Origin of the sequence: Streptomyces sp. NPDC090032, from assembly GCF_044748025.1 — a bacterium.
Taxonomy (GTDB): Bacteria; Actinomycetota; Actinomycetes; order Streptomycetales; family Streptomycetaceae; genus Streptomyces.
The window spans coordinates 1-18,550 of the sequence record NZ_JBIVFF010000023.1 but is presented as its reverse complement, the minus strand read 5'-3'; the positions used below and the strand labels follow the sequence as shown (position 1 = coordinate 18,550).

General features: G+C 72.1%; 15 protein-coding genes and 1 pseudogene. 12 read left to right on the top strand and 4 right to left on the bottom strand.

The annotated features are described in order from the left end of the window. Positions 1–45: 45 nt before the first annotated feature. From ACIPWY_RS37980 to ACIPWY_RS37960, 5 genes and pseudogenes are all read left to right on the top strand, one after another. On the top strand, positions 46–225 hold the full coding sequence (locus tag ACIPWY_RS37980; protein WP_326710801.1) for an acyl-CoA carboxylase subunit epsilon: 180 nt from the start codon (positions 46–48) through the stop codon (positions 223–225). A 128-nt stretch (positions 226–353) separates the two neighbouring features. Beyond that, positions 354–2,093, top strand: a complete 1,740-nt coding sequence (locus tag ACIPWY_RS37975; RefSeq protein ID WP_362909308.1) for a fatty acyl-AMP ligase — start codon at positions 354–356, stop codon at positions 2,091–2,093. After that, positions 2,090–3,826 (top strand): acyl-CoA dehydrogenase, encoded by a 1,737-nt coding sequence (locus ACIPWY_RS37970; protein ID WP_393703605.1) that lies wholly within the window; start codon positions 2,090–2,092, stop codon positions 3,824–3,826. Before ACIPWY_RS37975 ends, ACIPWY_RS37970 begins: the two co-directional genes overlap by 4 nt. 40 nt (positions 3,827–3,866) lie before the next feature. Beyond that, a complete protein-coding gene (locus ACIPWY_RS37965; RefSeq protein WP_362909312.1) occupies positions 3,867–5,117 on the top strand; it encodes an acyltransferase domain-containing protein in 1,251 nt (416 codons plus the stop codon). Positions 5,118–5,226: 109 nt separating this feature from the next. Continuing rightward, a pseudogene (locus tag ACIPWY_RS37960) lies at positions 5,227–5,826 on the top strand (4'-phosphopantetheinyl transferase family protein); the annotation flags it as partial. A gap of 120 nt (positions 5,827–5,946) precedes the next feature. On the opposite strand, the gene ACIPWY_RS37955 reads toward ACIPWY_RS37960, so the two are convergent. The 4 genes from ACIPWY_RS37955 to ACIPWY_RS37940 all read right to left on the bottom strand — a co-directional run bounded on the left by ACIPWY_RS37955 (position 5,947) and on the right by ACIPWY_RS37940 (position 10,473). Next, on the bottom strand, positions 5,947–6,561 hold the full coding sequence (locus ACIPWY_RS37955; protein WP_116509063.1) for a DNA-binding response regulator: 615 nt from the start codon (positions 6,559–6,561) through the stop codon (positions 5,947–5,949). Between the two features lie 21 nt (positions 6,562–6,582). Next, a complete protein-coding gene (locus tag ACIPWY_RS37950; protein WP_393703602.1) occupies positions 6,583–7,794 on the bottom strand; it encodes a sensor histidine kinase in 1,212 nt (403 codons plus the stop codon). A gap of 88 nt (positions 7,795–7,882) precedes the next feature. Continuing rightward, complete coding sequence (locus ACIPWY_RS37945; RefSeq protein WP_393703600.1) at positions 7,883–10,156, bottom strand: TOMM precursor leader peptide-binding protein; 2,274 nt, start codon at positions 10,154–10,156, stop codon at positions 7,883–7,885. Continuing rightward, a complete protein-coding gene (locus tag ACIPWY_RS37940; protein WP_393703598.1) occupies positions 10,153–10,473 on the bottom strand; it encodes a hypothetical protein in 321 nt (106 codons plus the stop codon). The genes ACIPWY_RS37945 and ACIPWY_RS37940 overlap by 4 nt, the downstream gene beginning before the upstream one ends. A gap of 249 nt (positions 10,474–10,722) precedes the next feature. Here ACIPWY_RS37940 and ACIPWY_RS37935 point away from each other — a divergent pair, with 249 nt between their 5' ends. The 7 genes from ACIPWY_RS37935 to ACIPWY_RS37905 all read left to right on the top strand — a co-directional run bounded on the left by ACIPWY_RS37935 (position 10,723) and on the right by ACIPWY_RS37905 (position 18,417). Continuing rightward, positions 10,723–11,517, top strand: coding sequence for an AfsR/SARP family transcriptional regulator (locus ACIPWY_RS37935; protein ID WP_362909320.1), 795 nt, complete (start codon positions 10,723–10,725; stop codon positions 11,515–11,517). 63 nt (positions 11,518–11,580) lie between these two features. Next, positions 11,581–13,170 carry an acyl-CoA carboxylase subunit beta gene (locus ACIPWY_RS37930; RefSeq protein ID WP_393703596.1) on the top strand — a complete coding sequence of 530 codons (1,590 nt, stop codon included), beginning with the start codon at positions 11,581–11,583 and terminating at the stop codon, positions 13,168–13,170. Positions 13,171–13,431: 261 nt separating this feature from the next. Continuing rightward, entirely contained in the window at positions 13,432–14,697 is a 1,266-nt protein-coding gene (locus ACIPWY_RS37925) for a beta-ketoacyl-[acyl-carrier-protein] synthase family protein (protein ID WP_362909324.1), read from the top strand. Then, complete coding sequence (locus ACIPWY_RS37920) at positions 14,694–15,905, top strand: ketosynthase chain-length factor (protein ID WP_362909326.1); 1,212 nt, start codon at positions 14,694–14,696, stop codon at positions 15,903–15,905. Before ACIPWY_RS37925 ends, ACIPWY_RS37920 begins: the two co-directional genes overlap by 4 nt. A gap of 117 nt (positions 15,906–16,022) precedes the next feature. Beyond that, positions 16,023–16,292 (top strand): acyl carrier protein, encoded by a 270-nt coding sequence (locus tag ACIPWY_RS37915; protein WP_362909328.1) that lies wholly within the window; start codon positions 16,023–16,025, stop codon positions 16,290–16,292. A 113-nt stretch (positions 16,293–16,405) separates the two neighbouring features. Then, positions 16,406–18,193 (top strand): acyltransferase domain-containing protein, encoded by a 1,788-nt coding sequence (locus tag ACIPWY_RS37910; RefSeq protein WP_393703593.1) that lies wholly within the window; start codon positions 16,406–16,408, stop codon positions 18,191–18,193. Continuing rightward, positions 18,190–18,417 (top strand): DUF6059 family protein, encoded by a 228-nt coding sequence (locus ACIPWY_RS37905; RefSeq protein WP_362909332.1) that lies wholly within the window; start codon positions 18,190–18,192, stop codon positions 18,415–18,417. Before ACIPWY_RS37910 ends, ACIPWY_RS37905 begins: the two co-directional genes overlap by 4 nt. Positions 18,418–18,550: the final 133 nt, after the last annotated feature.

Below are 18,550 nucleotides of genomic sequence, written 5' to 3'. Positions count from 1 at the left end.
CACGCTTCTAGCGGGTGCGCGCACAGTGTCCTCATGGTGAACCAGATGCGTATCACTGTGGTCCGCGGCCTGCCCGACGAGGCCGAGCTGGCGGCCGTGACCGCCGTGCTGCTCGCCCTCGTGCGGCGCGCGGGTGAGCCCGACGACGAGACCAAGGCCGCTTACGCGGGCTGGACCGTCAAGGGCGGCGGACACGTCCCCCGTGCCATCGGGGACACGCCGTGAACGCGGGTTCGCCGTACATCCACCGGCCAGGCGCAGGCCCCATCCAGGGGCACACCGCCGCCTCGCCGACAGCAGAGCCGGCCGTCGGCCGTCCCCGGGGACGGCGCCACGGCACGGGAGGGGGAGGCGTGAGCGGTCACCAGACCTTTACGGAGCACATCCAGGCCCAGGCGGCGAAGACGCCGGACCGGGAGGCGTTGATCCTCCTCACCGAGCACGAGGGCACCTTGCGGCCCGAGGCGATCACCTACGGCCAACTGGACAGCCGGGCACGCCACTTGGCGGCCGTGCTCGGCCGGCACGTCGGCCCGGGGGACCGGGTGCTCATCGCACACCGCTCCCGCGCGCTGTTCGTCACGAGCTTCCTCGCCTGCCTGTACTCGGGAGCGATCGCCGTCCCCGTCGCCCCGACCGGCGGGCACGGCCATCACGACGACCGCTTCGCCGGCATCCTGAAGGAAGCCGCCGCGGCGTGCGTGCTCACGTCCACCACAGAAGCGGCCGACGTCTCCCAGCTGCTCGCCCGCACCGGACACGGCGACGTCGTCTGTCTGCCGGCCGACGGCCCCGCCGCGGCGGCCGCCGCCGGGCCCTGGGAGCCCTTCGCGCCGGACCCCGACACGGTCGCCTACCTCCAGTACACCTCCGGCTCGACCCGCGACCCGCGCGGCGTGATCGTCACCCACCGCAGCCTGCTCGCCAACCAGCGGGCCATCCAGGAGGCACTCGGCACCCGCCCCGGCACGCGGCTCGGCGGCTGGCTGCCGCTGCACCACGACATGGGCCTCGTCGGCCAGTTGCTGCACGCGCTGTGGCTCGGCGGCACCGCCGTCCTGCTGACCCCGACCGCGTTCGTCAAGCGTCCGGCGAACTGGCTGGAGACCGTCTCGCGGTACGGCCTGACCGTCAGCGCCGCCCCCGACTTCGCGTACGAGATGTGCGTGCGCCGCGTCAACGACTCGCAGCTCGCGGGCCTCGACCTGTCCGGCTGGGAGACCGCGGTCAACGGCGGCGAGCCCATAGACGCCGCGACGCTTGACGCGTTCGCCGAGCGGTTCGCCCCCGCCGGGCTCCGCCCCGGGGCCCTTGCGCCCTGCTACGGCCTGGCCGAGGCGACCCTCATCGTCTCGGGCGCGCGAACGGCCCCGGCCGGGCGCGCCGTCGACGCCGCGGCCCTTGAGAAGGGCCGGCTGACCGACCCCGTCGGCCCGGCCCGCACCGTCACGCACTGCGGCCCGCCCGCCTCCGTCGACGTGACGATCGTGGACCCGGAGACCTGCGCCGAGGTGCCGGACGGCCGGATCGGTGAGATCTGGGTCCGTGGCGAGAGCGTCGGACCCGGCTACTGGGCCCGCCCGGCCGAGACCGCCGCGGCGTTCAACTGCCGGATCCGCGGCGGCGGCAGTGGCTACCTGCGTACCGGCGACCTCGGTGCCCTCCAGGACGGCCTGCTCCATGTCACCGGCCGGCTCAAGGACATGATCGTCATAGCCGGACGCAATCTCTACCCGCAGGACCTGGAGCGCACGTCGCAGCAGGTCAGCGGCCTCTTCGGCGCGGCCACCGCCTTCGCGCTGCCCGGCGTCAGGGAACAGATCGTCATCGTCCAGGAACTGCGCTCCGGCAGCCGCTACGACATCGACCTCGCCGGGCTCGCGGCCGCCGTCCAGCAGCGGATCAGCGAGGAGTACGAGGTACGGACCGCCGGTGTCGTGCTCGTCAGGCCGGGCACGGTCCGCCGGACCACGAGCGGCAAGGTGGAACGGGCGGCCATGCGACGGCTCTTCCTGCGCGGCGAACTCACCCCGCTGCACCAGCGGATGGAACCCGAGGTCGAGCAGCTCATGGCGGCAGGGAGCCGGCGATGACGACGGCAGAGGACCGGATCGATGCCCTGGAGCTGGCGTTCGGCTCTCTCGACGATCCCGGCAACCCGCTCGGCGCGGCCGCCCTGCTCGCCGCCGACGCGGCCGGCGCGGTGCTGCCCGAGGCCGAGAAGGTCCTCGACGACTTCGGCCTCAACGCCGAGTTCGTGCCCGCGGACGTCGGGGGCAGGCTGGAGCGGATGGACCTGCTCGGCCGGCTCCTGCGCCCGGTGTTCCGCCGGGACGCCTCCCTCGGTTTCGGCTACGGACTCAACTGCTTCTTCGCCGCCACCCCGGTGTGGACGGCGGGCGACGACACGCAGCGCCGCCTCGCCGCCCGGCTGCTCCTGAGCGGCAGACGGCTCGCCGTGGCCCGGCACGAGGTCGCCCACGGGAACGACTTCGTCCGCGACGAGTTCACCGCCACGATCGTCCCCGACGGTCTGGTCATCGACGGCAGCAAGTCCGCCATCGCCAACGCCTCACGCGCCACCGGCCTGGTCGTCTTCGCCCGCACCGAGGGAGCCGCCAGAGGGCGCAGCCACACCGTCCTGCTGCTCGACCGCGACGAACTGCCCGCCGGCTCCGTGGAGAACCTGGCCCGCCGCACGACGACCGGCATGCGCAGCGCGGAGTTCGGCGGACTGCGGATCACCGACTGCCTCGTGCCCACCGGCGCCGTCCTCGGGGAGGTCGGCGCCGGCTACGAGCTTTCGCTGCGTTCCTCCCTGCTCATCCGCGGTCTCATCCCGTCCATCGTCCTCGCGGGCGCCGACACCGCGCTGCGCACCGTCGCGCGGTTCGCCGGCCGCAGCCGGGCGGACGGCCGCTCGTCCCTGGACGTGCGGCATGTCCGGGACGTGCTCACGGGCGGCTTCCTCGACCTGCTGATCATCGACTGCCTCGCCCTGGTCGCGACCCGGGCGCTGCATCTGCTGCCCCGGCAGATGAGCGCCTACGCGGCGGCCGCCGCCTACCTCGCCCCGAAGCTCGTGGCCGAGAGCATGGACGAGATGTCATCGGTGCTCGGGGAGGAGACGTTCGCCGAGGACGGCGCGTACGCGATGTTCCAGAAGCAGCGGCGCGACCTGCCCGTCACCTCGCTGGGCCACGCGGGCAGCGCCGGACGGCAGGTCAGCATCCTGCCTCAACTCCCGTACTTCGCACGGCACGCCTGGTTCGCCGACCCCGAGCCGCCGCCGGACCTGTTCCGGCCGGACCGGGAGCTGCCGCCGCTGGACCTGTCCCAGCCCGTGCTGCTCGGTGACGGCGACCCGCTCGCCGCGACCCTGGTCGCCTGCACCGACCTCCTCGAAGCGGCGGAGCCGCGGCACGACGGCGACGGCCTGGGCGGCCCGGCCCTGCGCTTTCTCGCCCGGGTCCTCACCGGTGAACTCGCCGAGCTGAAGAAGGCGTTCGAGAACGTCGCGGAGGGCGACCGCGAGGCCCTGTCCAGCCCGCAGAGCTTCGGCCTCGCCGACCGGTACACCCTGGTCCTCGCGGCGGCGGCCTGCCTCGGCGTGTGGCGCGAACAACGCTCCGCGCCCGCCGGCCGGGCGGACGCGTTCCTCGCCGCCCCCGCCTGGGTCACGGCCGTCCTCTACCGGCTGGTCGCACGGCTCGGGCTGCCGCTGCCCGACCGGCCCGTCGCCGCGCAGCGGCTGGTGCTCGAAGAGGTCGTCGCACGGCTGCACGACCGCCGCAGCTACGACCTCTACGCCTCGCCGCTCGCCTGACCTCGCCCCCCACCCCCCCCGCCCGACAGGGAGCACATCCATGCAGGAGCAATTCCCCGGCGCCCAGGAAGACTTCGCTGTCGCGCACCGCGAATGGCTGACCGAGAGGGTCGCCCACTACCTCGGTCACCCGGTGGAGGACACCGTGCCGCTGACCGAGGAAGGCCTCGACTCGGTGGCGGCCCTCAGTCTCTACGGAGACATCGAGGAGGAGTTCGGCTCGCTGATCGAACCGGAGGACATCTGGGCGTTCCCCACCGTGCGTCAGCTCGGATACGTGCTGGCGATGCGCGACGCCGGCCGGGGCGCCGGCCAGGTCAGGGCCGCGTTCGTCTTCACGGGCCAGGGCTCCCAGCACCCGGGGATGACCTCCGGTCTCTATCTGAACTCCACCGGGTACCGCACCTTCCTGGACGAGGCCGACGCGGCGATACGCCCGTGGACCAAGGAGTCCATGGTGGAGCTGATCCTTTCCGACGACCCGCGCATCCACCGCACCGCGCTCACCCAGCCCGCCCTGTTCGCCGTCGAGTACGCCCTGGCCCGGACGCTGGAGGAGGCGGGGGTGCGCCCGGCGGCCGTCCTGGGGCACGGAGTGGGGGAGTTCGCCGCCGCCACGATCGCCGGCGCGCTGACGCTGGCCGACGCCGCGAAGCTGGTGTCCATGCGCGGCGCCTTCATGCAGTACCTGCCGCCGGGCGGCGGCATGATGGCGGTCTGCATCACCCCGTACGAGGCCGCCGAACTGGTCTCGGCGGAACCGGACGTGGGCATCAGCGCCATCAACGCCGCCAAGGCGATCGTGCTCTCCGGCGACCGGACCGCGCTGCACCGCATCGAGGCCCGCCTCGCCGAGCGCGGCATCCGCTGCCGCCACCTGGCCGTCTCGCACGCCTTCCACTCGCCGCTGATGGCGCCCGTGGTCCCCAAGTTCGAGGCCGTCCTGCGCAAGATGCCCGGCGGCACCGCCCAGGTGCCGTTCTACTCGACGGTGTACGGCCGCCTCACCAACGAGCCGCTCTACGCACCGTACTGGGCCGAACAGATCACCGCCCCCGTCCGGTTCGCCGACGCCGCGCGGAGCCTGCTCGCCCAGCAGGCGCCCACCCACGTCGTGGAGATCGGCCCGCAGGCCGTCCTCACGCCCTATCTGCGGCGGATGGGCGGCGGCCTGCGCGGTCCCGCCTGCATCCCGGTGTGCCAGGGGCCGGCGAGCGACGCCGTCGACCTGGCCGGTGTGATCTCCGCCCTCGACGCCGGACCGCTGGCCGCGGCCCTGCCCGGAGCCTGAGGTGGGCGAACGGGTGGGACGCCCGTTGCCCGCGCCAGGACCCGGCGCGCCCTGGGACGACATCCACGGTGAGCTGCGGCGCACCGGAAGCGTCGTCCTCTACGCGTCGATGCCCGACTGGCTGCCGGCCGAGGGGACGGAGGGGGAGCTGCGCCGCCTCCTCGGCCGCGACTGGCGGCGCTACGAGAGCCTGGCCAAGCCACCCCGCACCCGCGAGCGGTTCGCGGCCTCCAGGCTGCTGCTGCGCTACTCGGCGGCGGCGGTCCTGCGCACCACCCCCGACCTGGTGGACCTCGCCTACCAGCCGGGAGGGCGCCCGTACGTCCGCGGCTGCGACCAGATCGACGTCAGCCTGAGCCACACCGAGGAGATGATGGTCGTCGGGATCACCCGGCGCGGCCGTATCGGCGTGGACGTGGAACGGGCGGACCGGCGGCTCGCGTACACCGGCTCGGAGAGCCAGGCGTGCACGCCCTACGAGAAGGCGCGCCTCGACGAGGGCGACGACGGGGTGCGCAACGACACCATGGTGCAGCTGTGGACGCTCAAGGAGGCGTACAGCAAGGCGCTGGGGCAGGGACTGCGGTTCCGCTTCACCGAGTTCGGCTTCTCGCTCGACGACGGGGAACCCCGGCTGACCAGACCGGACGGCACCCGGGTGCCGGGCGGCGAGTGGCAGTTCGGCACGTACCCCGCCGGGGCGGGGTACGTGCTGAGCGTCGCCGTCTGTGACGCGGGCTTCGGTGAACTCGTGGACCTGTCGGTCGGGACGACCCTGGACGACGGCATGTTCGACGCGCTGCTCGGCGCGCCCGGTCGGGCGTGTCCGTCACGGCAGCCAGCCGGCCTCCTCGGCGATCCGGATGGCGTCGATGCGGTTGCGCGCGCCCAGTTTGCCGACGATGGCCGTGAGGTAGTTGCGGACCGTGCCCTTGGACAGATAGAGGCAGCCGGCGATCTCGGCGGCGTCGGCGCCCCGGGCGGCGAGGCGTAGGACCTCCAGCTCGCGCGGGGACAGCGGGTTCTCCGGCGAGTCCCAGGCGGACAGCGCGAGCTGCGGGTCCACTACCCGGCGCCCCGTCGCCACCGACCGTACGGCCAGGGCGAGTTGGCTCGGCGGCGAGTCCTTGAGGAGGAAGCCGGACACCTGCGCCGACAGGGCGCGGCGCAGCGTGCCGGGGCGCCCGAGCGAGGTGAGGATCAATGTGCGGCAGCTGGGCAGCCGTTCATGGAGCTCGGCCGCCGCCGTGAGCCCGTCGATGCCGGGCAGATCGATGTCGATCACGGCGACGTCGGGCTTGGACTCGAGTGCGGCCGCGACGATCGTGTCGCCACGGTCGACGGTGGATACGACGTGCAGATCCGGCTCCAGCTGGAGCAGCGCGACGAGCGCGCCCTGGATCATGTGGACGTCCTCGGCGAGGAGGATCCTGACGGACAACATCTTTACCCCCGATGAGATGTGTCAGGCTACGGCGGTTCTCTCCGGCCGCGTCGGCTCGAACACCAGCAGTTCGTTCTCGTCGTGGCCGGTGGGCCTGAGCGGTGCCCAGACCTCCAGGTGGAATCGGCCGTCCTCCCGCAGGCCCGCGGAGAGCCCGCCGCCGATGGCGGCGAACCGGCAGCGCAGGTTGTCCAGACCCGATCCGCCCGAGCGGGCGCCGCCGAGGTCGCTCTGTTCGTGCGGATTGTCGTTGGTCAGGCCGAGACGGACCGTTTCTTCTTCAACCTCCGCCTTGATGGTGCACACACGCACCTGACTGTGCCGGAGGATGTTGGTGACCCCTTCCCGCAGTGCCGTGGCGAGCACGGTGTCGACCACCGGATGCAGCCGCCCGCACTCCACCTCGACCTCCGCGCGGATGTCGGCGGCGGAGAGCACCGTTCCCGTCGACTCCGCCTCCTCGATGAGAGACATGTTGCGGTAACCGCTGGACACCAGCCGTACGTCGGCCAGGGCCTGCCGCGCCACCTGGAGCACCGAGAGGGTCTCCTGGCGGGCCTTGTCCGGGCGGGTGGTGATCAGCCGCTGGATCAGCTCCCCCTTCAGCGTGATCGCGGAGAGGCTGTACCCGAGCAGGTCGTGCAGGTCCCGGGCGAACCGCAGGCGTTCTTGCGCGACGGCCATCCGGGCCAGTTCCTCGCGCTTCTCGTGCACCTCGCTGATCAGGTCGGTGAGCCGGGTCAGGCCGTAGATGACGAGGCCGGTGAGGGTGCTGGCGATGGTGAAGTAGAGCACCAGGTCGACCGGGGCCCCGGCCAGCACGTTGTACACCGGGATGAACGCGATCAGCAGTCCGTAGCTCGGCCAGGCGAACCGGGCCGGCAGGGTCAGCAGCAGCGAGGCGGCCAACGGCCCTTCCATGCTGCCCCAGTTGATGCTGAACCAGGCGAGCGGTGCGAACGTGAGCACCGCCTGGAGGATCAGGACGAGCGCCTTGCGCCGGGTGGGCCACCGGCGGGCCTGCGTCGAGGAGACCGCCAACTGCGTGCCGAACAGCGCCAGTACGAGCGCGATGCACAGGACCAGTTCACCCGTCGTGGGCCGCGTCCGCACCACGTTCAGTACAGTCATGGTGGCGTAACAGACCAGGGCCACGACGATGATCGCGTGAGCCAGCCGCGGGGCGGGCGCCTGGGACCGTGGTGAATACGGTACGACGTCCGTCGTCGGCATTGCCGCCTCCTCGCGAAGGGATCGGTAGTGGCCGCATGCTATGTCGTTTCGCTGGCTCTGAGCCAGCGAAACGAACCGACGGTCAAAGTCAGACGAAGAGGGGAATTGGGTTCAGTTCGCCGTACGGAAGAGGGCGCGAGCGGAGTCCGAGCTCCACCGGTGTGTCGAAGAGGCGGCCCGGGGCGAAGCGTGCCCAGAAGTGCCGCATTCCCGGAATGATCACCTTCACAACGGGAAGTCCCACGTCGGGGCGTGTTTGGTCAAGGATCAACAAATCCATGCCACGGCCACGTACGAGGGTTTCGGCCAACGCGATGTCGTCCAGCAGGTCGTTGTGGACCGAAAAGGAATAGGACTCCGGGGTCCGCGGAGCTTCGGCTGGATCCGCGCGAACGTATGGCTGATTTTCCACCGTCGCCCCCTGCCACCAGGCAGATAGATCAGGGTCTGCTGACAGGAATTCAGCCGAGTCCCCCTCCGGGGGCAGTAGTTGGGCCATTTCCGTGACCGCCCGCCGCAGGGCCAGGCGGGGATCGAAATGAGCCCCGAAACCGAACGAGATTCCCTGGAACGGCCCGTCGGTGCGCCGGGAGATGGCCACCATGACCGGAATATCGAAATCCGCGGTGAGGTCAAGGACCCAGACGTCCCGGTGGAGCCGTTCGTACGTCTGCCGGGTGCGCGCCAGCCACGGCTCGTCGAACGCGTCGAGGTCCACCGCGGGCCGGCGGGTGCGGTTGTACCACCACAGGGCCACCGCGTCCCGCTCCACCAGTTCCAGGAAGCCCTGGACGACGGCGTCCTCCGGGCTGCTGCCCGCCGCGTTGCCGTTGGAGTCGGCCCACGGCGTGGCCGTCACCCCCTCCGGACCCGGCCCGAAGTACAGCATCGACGTCGGCAGCAGCCGCTGCGTGCCCGAGGTGAGCGACCACACCGGCGTCCACTCGGCCGGAGCCTGCGGGTCGAACGGCGGTGGGATCTGCTGGAAGCGCGCGTGCCGCGCGTTCCACCGGTGCCGCTCCTCGAACTGCCGGTCCGCGAACAGCTGGCAGAGGTTCGGGTGCAGGGCGGCCTCACCCAGACCGGCCAGGGTGTCGCGCACCGTGGGCTCGTCGCCCTGCCGCGTGCCGCAGTAGCGTTCCAGCGCCTCGCACAGCGCGCCGACCTCGGCCTCCTGCGGCGTGGTTCCCTTGCCGCCGCTCTGGCCGCGCAGCCCGCCGCGCAGCCCGGCCAGGGAACGGCTGTCGCCGAGTGCCAGGTTGCGCCCGGCGACGTACCGGTTGAGTCCGTCCGGCGAGCCGGGGGCCGGCCGGAGTTCGGACACGACGCCGGTGACCCGGTCGGCCAGATGGCGGTAGCGGGACAGCACCGTCTCCGCGCTCTGCGACCGGTGATTGCCGCCCACCGTGCGGCACTTGGGGCTGGAGCGCGGTGTGAAGGGCCTGTTCACCTGCTGTGCGACGAGCTCCGGATCCCCGCACGCGGGGCACTGCGGGCGGCGGGTCACCGGATGCCGGCTGGTCGCGAGGGTGCGGGTGTCCAGTGCGCAGACGGAGCGCTGGCCCTCGTACCGCATGCCGGCCACCCACTTGGTCGCCTCCAGCACCGCGGTGTGCAGGCCCAGGGCGCGCACGGTCGCGAACGAGGCCTCGGGGACGGGCACCATTCCCAGGAGGCCCAGGGCCTGGCGGACCGGGGCTGTCGACGACCGGTGGCCGCGCAGGCGGTGCGCCAGACACTCCCAGCACGCGTCCTGCCCGCCCGCGAACACCGGCCCCACCCAGGTCTCCGCGCCGCTGGGCTTGGCCAGCAGCCACGCGCGGCCCGAGGTCCGGTGCCGGGCATCGATCTCGGCGAGGCGGGGGTCCAGGTAGTCGTCGCACAGGACGAGCGACAGTTCGGCCGAGTCCGCCTCGTCGGGGCCGGCCATCCGCAGGCCCGCGACCAGACACTCGGCCCGCGCCGCCGCGGGATCCCCCCTGCCCAGGTGCACGAGCGCCACCCGCGTCTGCCGGAACGAGGCGGCGGCACGGGGCCCGTGCAGTCCTGCGGTCTCCCAGTACGCCTCGGTCGAGGCGTCGGTGGCCGGGTCGTGATAGCCGACCAGGTCGGCGCGGGCGAGTTCGGCGATCATGCGGGCCGCGGTTTCCGGGGCCACGGTCGCCGCCGCGTCACGCAGGACGGCCGCCAGGGTGCGGGTCCCGTCCAGCAGGGCCGCGAGCTGCTGAACCTCACGGCCCTGCAAGGCCGTTGTGCCCCGCTCCGACAGCAGGTAGACGGCGTCCCCTTCGATCGCCTCCACCCGCAGGTGTCTCTTGAACCCCACCGGCAGTTCGGTGGTTCTCCCCCCGGATATGTTCATGCACGCGCCGTCCCGGCCTCTTCGCCGGGCAGGGGCGCCATACCGGTGGCGCAGCCGTAGAGCATGACGGTGCCCGGCCGGTCCAGATGGTCGATGACCAGGCCGCGGTCCGCGCCCCCGTTCTTGTACACCTCCCCGAAGAGGTCCGCGAAGGTGTCGCCGTACACCGGCTCGACCGCGGGGAGACCGAACTCGATGAGCACGGAGACGGGGTCGCTCGTGTAGCGCTGGGCCAGGTCGGGCTCGAGGCCGGCCCGGGCGGTCAGGAGTGCGAACTGGTGATCCGAGGTCAGCTGAGCGTGCGTGGCGGTGTTCATGGTGATCCCCCTGCTGAGTCGATCCTGCGAGACGTTGTTCGCTTGCCGAATGCCAGGATTCTGCGGCCCGCCGCGTCACACGGCACAGTGCCGCTGTCACCAAGGAGGCATGACATTTTCATGCCCGGCCGCGTGACCACCTCACTGGGACTCGAACGCCACGGGTGCGAGGCTCGACGCAGACTCCGCAACCCGTGCAGGGCCGCCTACGGACCTGCCGAACCAGCGCACGAAGGGGAGGGCGCCAACATGGAGATCAATGTCCTGGGACCATTGACGGCCCGTGAGAACGGAGTGTCCGTCGTACCGACCGCCGCCAAACCGCGCCAGATCCTTTCCCTGCTCGCCCTCCAGTCCGACCGCGTCGTGACCGTGGCGACGCTCATGGAGGAGATCTGGGGCGAGGACATCCCGCGCAGCGCGGCCACCACCTTGCAGACGTACATCCTCCAGCTGCGCCGCAAGATCGCCGCGGCACTCGACGGCGACCCGTCCCGCCACGCCAAGGACGTCCTGGTCACGCAGCACGGCGGCTACCTTCTCCAGGTGCAGCCGGGCCAGGTCGACGCGCACGAGTTCACCCGCATCACCGCGTCGGGCCGGGCCGCGCACGAGGCGGGGGACTACCTCGCGGCCTCGCGACTCCTCGGCCAGGCACTGAAGATGTGGCGGGGTTCCGCCCTCGTCGACGTACGCGTCGGCACCGTGCTGGAGCTCGAGGTGCTCCGCGTGGAGGAGGACCGGATGGCCGCTCTGGAGAGGCGGATCGACGCCGATCTGCTGCTCGGCCGGCACACCGAGATCGTGCCGGAACTGCGGGTCCTGGTCGCCCGGCACCCGATGCACGAGAACTTCTGCGCCCAGCTGATGACCGCCCTGCACCGGGCGGGCAGCGCCTGGCGGGCACTCGAGGCGTACCAGCGGCTGCGTGTGACCCTCGTCGACGAGCTGGGACTCGAGCCCTCGGCCCGCCTGCAGCAGCTGCATCACGCGGTGCTGTCCGCCGACCCGGCCCTGGACGTCCAGGTACCCGCGTCCGGCTGACCGGCTGGCGGTCCTGGCGGTCCTCTCCAGTACGTCTCTAGCCGGCGTTCCTACGTTCGGCCGATGACGATCCTCGACGACCTCACCGTCACTCAGGCAGCCCCCGACCTGCGCCGCGCCACCGCAGAACTGCGGCGGCTCAAGGAGGAGGTGAGCCGCGGGCCCGACCCGGCGGCCACCCGGCGCCAGTACGAGAAGAACAAACTCACCGCGCACGAGCGCCTTGAACTCCTCTTCGACGAGGGCACGTTCACCGAGATAGAGCCGCTGCGCAGGCACCGCGCCTCCGGGTTCGGCCTGGAGGACCGCAAGCCGCACGGCGACGGTGTCGTGATCGGCTGGGGCCTGGTCCACGGCCGGACGGTCTTCGCCTACGCCCACGACTTCCGCGTCTTCGCCGGAGCGCTCGGCGAGGCGCATGCCGAGAAGGTCCACAAGGTGATGGACCTCGCGGCGGACGCGGGCGCACCGCTCGTCAGCCTCAACGACGGGGCGGGAGCCCGTATCCAGGAGGGCGTGACCGCGCTCGCGGGCTACGGCGGCATCTTCCGCCGCAACGTCGCGTCCTCGGGCGTCATCCCGCAGATCAGCGTGATGCTGGGCCCCTGCGCCGGCGGAGCGGCCTACTCGCCGGCCCTGACCGACTACGTCTTCATGGTCCGCGAATCGGCGCAGATGTTCATCACCGGACCCGACGTGGTGCAGGCGGTGACCGGCGAGAAGATCACCCACAACGGTCTCGGCGGGGCCGACGTGCACGCCACGACCTCGGGCGTCTGCCACTTCGCCTACGACGACGAGGCCGACTGCCTGGAGGACGTGCGCTTCCTCATCGCGCTCCTGCCGTCCCACAACCGTGAGATGCCACCCGCGGTGCCCTGCGACGACCCCGCCGACCGGCGCACCGACCGCCTCGTCGACCTCGTGCCGGCCGATCCGGGCCGCAGCTACGACATCCGCGCGGTGATCGAGGAGATCGTCGACGACGGCGAGACCTTCGAGGTCCACGAGGCGTGGGCGCCCAATGTCGTGTGCACACTGGCCCGCCTCGACGGCCGTACGGTCGGCATCGTCGCCAACCAGCCCGCGGCCCTCGCCGGCGTGCTGGACATCCACGCCAGCGAGAAGGCCGCGCGGTTCGTCTCCACGTGCGACTCCTTCAACATCCCGCTCGTCACCCTGGTCGACGTGCCCGGCTTCCTGCCCGGCGTCGACCAGGAGCACAACGGCATCATCCGGCACGGCGCCAAGCTGCTGCACGCGTACTGCAACGCGACCGTGCCCCGGATCTCCCTCGTCCTGCGCAAGGCGTACGGCGGCGCGTACATCGTCATGGACTCCCGCTCCATCGGTGCCGACCTCGCCTTCGCCTGGCCCACCAACGAGATCGCCGTGATGGGCGCCGAGGGCGCAGCCAACGTCATCTTCCGGCGGCAGATCGCCGCCGCCGACGACCCCGCCGCGATGCGCGAGCAGATGGTCAAGGAGTACAAGGCCGAGCTGATGCACCCGTACTACGCGGCCGAACGCGGCCTCGTGGACGACGTCATCGACCCGGGCGACACCCGCCGCATCCTCATCCGCTCACTCGCGATGCTGCGCGCGAAACGCGCCGAAGTGCCTGCGCGTAAGCACGGAAATGTCCCGACATAGACGGGCGGTTCGGGAGGTCCACGCGCACACGAGTCCGGTTCTAGGGCGCGGACGTTCCATAGCTTCACCGGTCAGGGCAGCACGTTACGAGCGAGCCGCCGACCGGGACAGGCCGGCCGAGGGGGTTCCCACCCCGAACCCCCTCCGGCCGCCGCAACCGACTCACGATCAGCACGGACGAAGGGATCGACAGTGACCCCCAGAGTGCCAACCGGCTGGTGCGCAGCGACGCACCCGGCCCCGTCGAAGGCCAGGTAGACCATGCGACGAGTCGCCATCACCGGCCTGGGCGTCGTGGCCCCGGGCGGGGTCGGTGTCAAGGAGTACTGGGAGCTGCTCACCGCGGGCCGCACGGCCACCCGCCGGATCTCCTTCTACGATCCCTCACCGTTCCGCTCGCAGGTCGCCGCCGAGGTCGACTTCGACCCCTTCGCGGCAGGGCTCTCCCAGCAGGAGACCCGCCGGCTCGACCGGGCCGCGCAGTTCGCGGTCGTCTCCACCCGTGAGGCCCTCGCCGACAGCGGCCTGGAGATCTCCGCCCTCGACCCCGGCCGCGTCGGCACGGCGGTCGGCAGCGCGGTCGGCTGCACCACGAGCCTGGAGCGCGAGTACGCCGTCGTCAGCGACGGCGGCCGCAAGTGGAACGTCGACCACGAGTACGCCGTACCCGAGCTGTACCGGCACTTCGTGCCCAGCTCCCTCGCCGCCGAGGTCGGCAGGGCAGCCGGGGCGGAGGGACCGGCCGCGGTCGTGTCCACCGGATGCACCTCCGGCCTGGACTCGCTCGGCCACGCCGTGGAACTCATCCGCGAGGGCACGGCCGACGTCATGATCGCCGGTGCCACGGAGGCGCCCATCTCGCCGATCACCTCGGCCTGCTTCGACGCCATCCTCGCCACCACACCCCGCAACGACACCCCGGAGAGCGCCTGCCGGCCCTTCGACAAGACCCGCAGCGGCCTCGTCCTCGGCGAGGGCGCCGCGATCCTGGTCCTGGAGGAACTGGAGAGCGCGAAGCGGCGCGGCGCCCACATCTACGCCGAGATCTCCGGGTTCGCCTCCCGCTGCAACGCGTACCACATGACCGGCCTCAAGCCGGACGGCCTCGAAATGGCGGAGGCCATCGACGCCGCCCTGGCCGAGTCCCAACTGGCCCCGGACACCGTCGACTACGTCAACGCCCACGGCTCCGGCACCAAGATGAACGACCGTCACGAGACCGGCGCCTTCAAGCGCAGCCTCGGCGAGCACGCCTACCGCACCCCCGTGAGCTCCATCAAATCGATGATCGGCCACTCGCTCGGAGCCATCGGCTCCCTGGAGATCGCCGCCTGCGCCCTCGCGATGAAACACGGCGTCCTGCCGCCCACCGCGAACCTCCACGAGCCGGACCCCGAGCTCGACCTCGACTACATCCCGCTCGTCGCCCGCGAGCAGCAGACCGACGTGGTGCTCAGCGTGGGCAGCGGGTTCGGCGGATTCCAGAGCGCCATGGTGCTGGCCCGCCCGGACAGGAGGACCGTATGACCGCCGTCGTGACCGGCCTGGGCATCACCGCCCCCAACGGCCTCGGCACCGAGGAGTTCTGGAAGGCCACCCTGGCCGGCGAGTCGGGCCTCGGCCCCGTCACCCGGTTCGACGCCACCCAGTACCCGTCCCGTATCGCCGGCGAGGTGTCCGGATACGTCGCCGAGGACCACATCCCCAGCCGGCTGATGCCGCAGACCGACCACATGACGCGCCTCGCGCTGACCGCGGCGGACTGGGCACTGAAGGACGCGGGGATCGACACCGACGAACTCCCCGAGTACGGCATCGGCGTGGTCACGGCCGCGTCCGGCGGAGCCGTCGAGTTCGGCCAGCGCGAACTCCAGAACCTGTGGAGCAAGGGCAAGGAGTACGTCAGCGCCTACCAGTCCTTCGCCTGGTTCTACGCGGTCAACACCGGACAGATCTCCATCCGGCACAAGCTGCGCGGCCCCAGCGGCGTCCTGCTCACCGAGCAGGCCGGCGGCATCGACGCCATCGGGCACGCCCGCCGCCACATCCGCAAGGGCTTCCCCGCCGTCATCGCGGGCGGCGTCGACGCGGCCATCTGCCCCTGGGGCTGGGTGCCACAGATCGCCTCCGGCCTGATGAGCACCGTCGACGACCCCACCCGGGCCTACCTCCCGTTCGCCTCCGAGGCCGGCGGATACGTCCCGGGCGAGGGCGGCGCCATCCTGCTCGTCGAAGAGGCCGGCTCGGCCGGCGCGCGCGGCGCCGGGCACGTCTACGGCGAGATCGCCGGATACGCGGCGACCCTCGACCCGGCCCCCGGCACCGGCCGCCCGCCCGGACTGCGCAGGGCCGTCGAGAACGCCCTCGCCGACGCCGGGATCACCCCCAAGGACATCGACGTCGTCTTCGCGGACGCCGCCGGTGTACCGGACCTGGACCGGGCCGAAGCCCAGGCCCTGACCGAGCTGTTCGGGCCGGCCGGCGTTCCCGTCACCGCCCCCAAGACCATGACCGGCCGCCTCCTCGCCGGGGGCGCCGCCCTCGACGCGGCGACCGCGCTGCTCGCCCTGCGCGACGGCGTCATCCCGCCCACCGTCCATGTGGCAGCTCCGGCCCCGGAGCACACCATCGACCTGGTCACCGAAGCACGCGAGGCCGATCTGCGCACCGCGCTCGTCCTCGCCCGCGGCCACGGCGGCTTCAACGCCGCGCTCGTGGTGCGCCGCACCACCTGAACCGTGCCGCGGAAAGCACCACCACCGCGGCACACCGCACCACCACGGACCCGCCCGCATTCCCAGTCGCCACACCCCGCAGCATCAGTGCGCCCAACCGAGAGGACGGCACCAACCATGACCATCTCCACCGCCACCGTGACCCTGGCCGACCTGACCCGCATGCTCCGCGAGAGCGCGGGTGAGGAAGAGGGCGTCGACCTCGACGGCGATGTCATCGACACGCCGTTCATCGAGCTCGGCTACGACTCCCTCGCCCTGCTCCAGGTCATCGGCGAGATACAGCGCGAGTACGGCATCAGCATCCCCGACGACGCCGTCGTCGACGCGGAGACCCCGGGCGCGCTCCTCGCCCTCATCAACTCCGGCCGGACGCCCGCCGCCTGAGCCGGACACGCTGCGGCCGCCCTGCCGACGTTCCCCCGGCGGGCAGGGCGGCCGCTCAGCGCCCCATCCCTTGACTTCCATGCGGCCGAGCCACGGTCCACGAGGAGGGAACCATGTCACTCACGTCCCACAGCGCGGTGGTCCGCCGGCTGATCGTCAGCCCCGGCCCGGCCCGGCAGGAGCAGGCGCCGCTCGTGGCGTCGGCCGCCGCCGTCTCGGCCGTACTGCGCGCCTTCGGCCGTTCCCCCGAGGACCTGCCGGCCCGCACCGTCGTCCTCATCGGATCCAGCGCCGTCGACCCCGGCCTCGGGGCCGAACACGAGGGATTCACCGTCCGGACCGCGGCCACCGCCGGCCTGGCCCTGCGCCGCGCCCACCACGAACTCCACGAGGGCACCGCCGACCTCGTCCTCGTCGCGGGCTTCGGCGAACCCGACGCCCACACCATCACCGTGTACGCCCTGAAGCGCGCCGCGGAAGCGGTGGCCGAAGGGGACGCCGTCCTCGGCGTACTCGATGTGGCGGCCCCGCACGGCCAGCAGGACGCACCGCCCCTGCGGCCCGTGTGGCAGAACCCGCGCGGTACCGACCCCGACCGCCACCGTCTGATCCTCTGGTCGGGCCGCACCGCGGACGACGAGGTCCGGGTACGTGCCGAACTCCTGCCGATGCTCGGCGGAGTCCACCGTGAGGTGTACCCCGCGCTGCCGACCGCCGTGCCCTGCGGCACCCCGCCCGGCCCCATACGCGGCGCGGCCGTCGCCGTGTCCACGCTCGCCGCCCGCGCCGTCCACCAGGCCCGCGCCGTCGACGTGTCCCGCAGCCGTCCCGTCGTCCTGCTCTTCCCCGGCCAGGGCTCGCAGCACGCCGGCATGGCGGCGGGCCTCTACCGCCGCGAACCCGTCTTCACCGCGGCCGTCGACGCGGCCCTGTCCCACATGGGCGAGGAGGGCTCCCGCGTACGCGACGACTGGCTGGACCCGCAGAACGCCGCCATCGGCATCGACGACGTACGCCGCGCCCAGCCGCTGCTGTTCGCGATCGACTACGCGCTGGGCCGCATGATCCTCAGCTGGGGTGTACGCCCCACGGCGTTCCTCGGCCACAGCGCGGGCGAACTCGTGGCAGCCACCTTCGCCGGCGTGGTCTCCCTGCGCGACGCCGTCACCATGGTCCAGGCCCGGGTCAGGGAGGCCGTGAAGATCCCGGCCGGCGGCATGCTCGCCGTCGCCGCGAGCGAGGAGCGGCTGCGCCCCTACCTGACGGACGGCGTGGGCATCGCGGCCGTCAACGCCAACCAGCAGGTCATGCTGGCCGGTTCGCGAGGGCCCCTGAACGATGTCGCCGACCGCCTGCGCGCCGACGGACTCACGGTGGTCACGGTCCCCGCCACCAGCCCCTTCCACTCCCCGGCGATGGCACCCGCCTCCGACGCGATCGAGATCGACTACCGCGACGTCCCGCTGCGCGAGCCGAAGCTGCCCCTCTACTCCGGTTACACCGGCACCCTGATGAGCCCCGAGGCCGCGCGCAGCCCGCGCTTCTGGGCCGACCAGATCACCGACACCGTCCACTTCCGCGACGCCCTGGACGAGCTCCTCGCGGCCGACGACGTCCTCCTCATCGAGGCAGGCCCCCGCCAGACCCTCACCGCTTTCGCCCGCAGGCACCGCTCGGTCCGCCTCGGCGCCGGCGCGGTCTCCCCGCTCCTCCCGGCCCGCCCGGGCACCCAGGAGGCCGACCGGCAGTCCGTGCTCAACGCGGCCGCCCGCCTGTGGACCGAGGGCCATGACCTGGACCTGAACGCGGTCGCCCGGCTGTGGACGTGGAGCGACGAGGACGCACCCGCGGCGAGCGACACCAAGGTGTCGCGCATACCCGCGGAGTCCCTGGTCGCATGAGAATCGTCACGAAGGTCCTGCGCGAGATCTACCACTCGCTGACCGTCGCGGGATGGATCTGGATGGGGATGTCCGCGCTGGGCCCACCGCCGTCCCTGCCGGCGCCGAGCCTGGACGAGCCGCCCCAGGGACACCCCGAGCGGCTCCGCCCGGACATCGCGCTGACCACGACCGAACTCGCCCTGCAGAGGCAGCTCATGGCGCCGATCGGGGAGCAGCTGTGAAGGAGAAGCTCCGCTTGGACCGGGTCGTCATCCGGTTTGCGGGTGACTCGGGTGACGGGATGCAGCTGACGGGTGACCGGTTCACCTCGGAGACGGCGTCGTTCGGGAACGATCTGTCGACGCTGCCGAACTT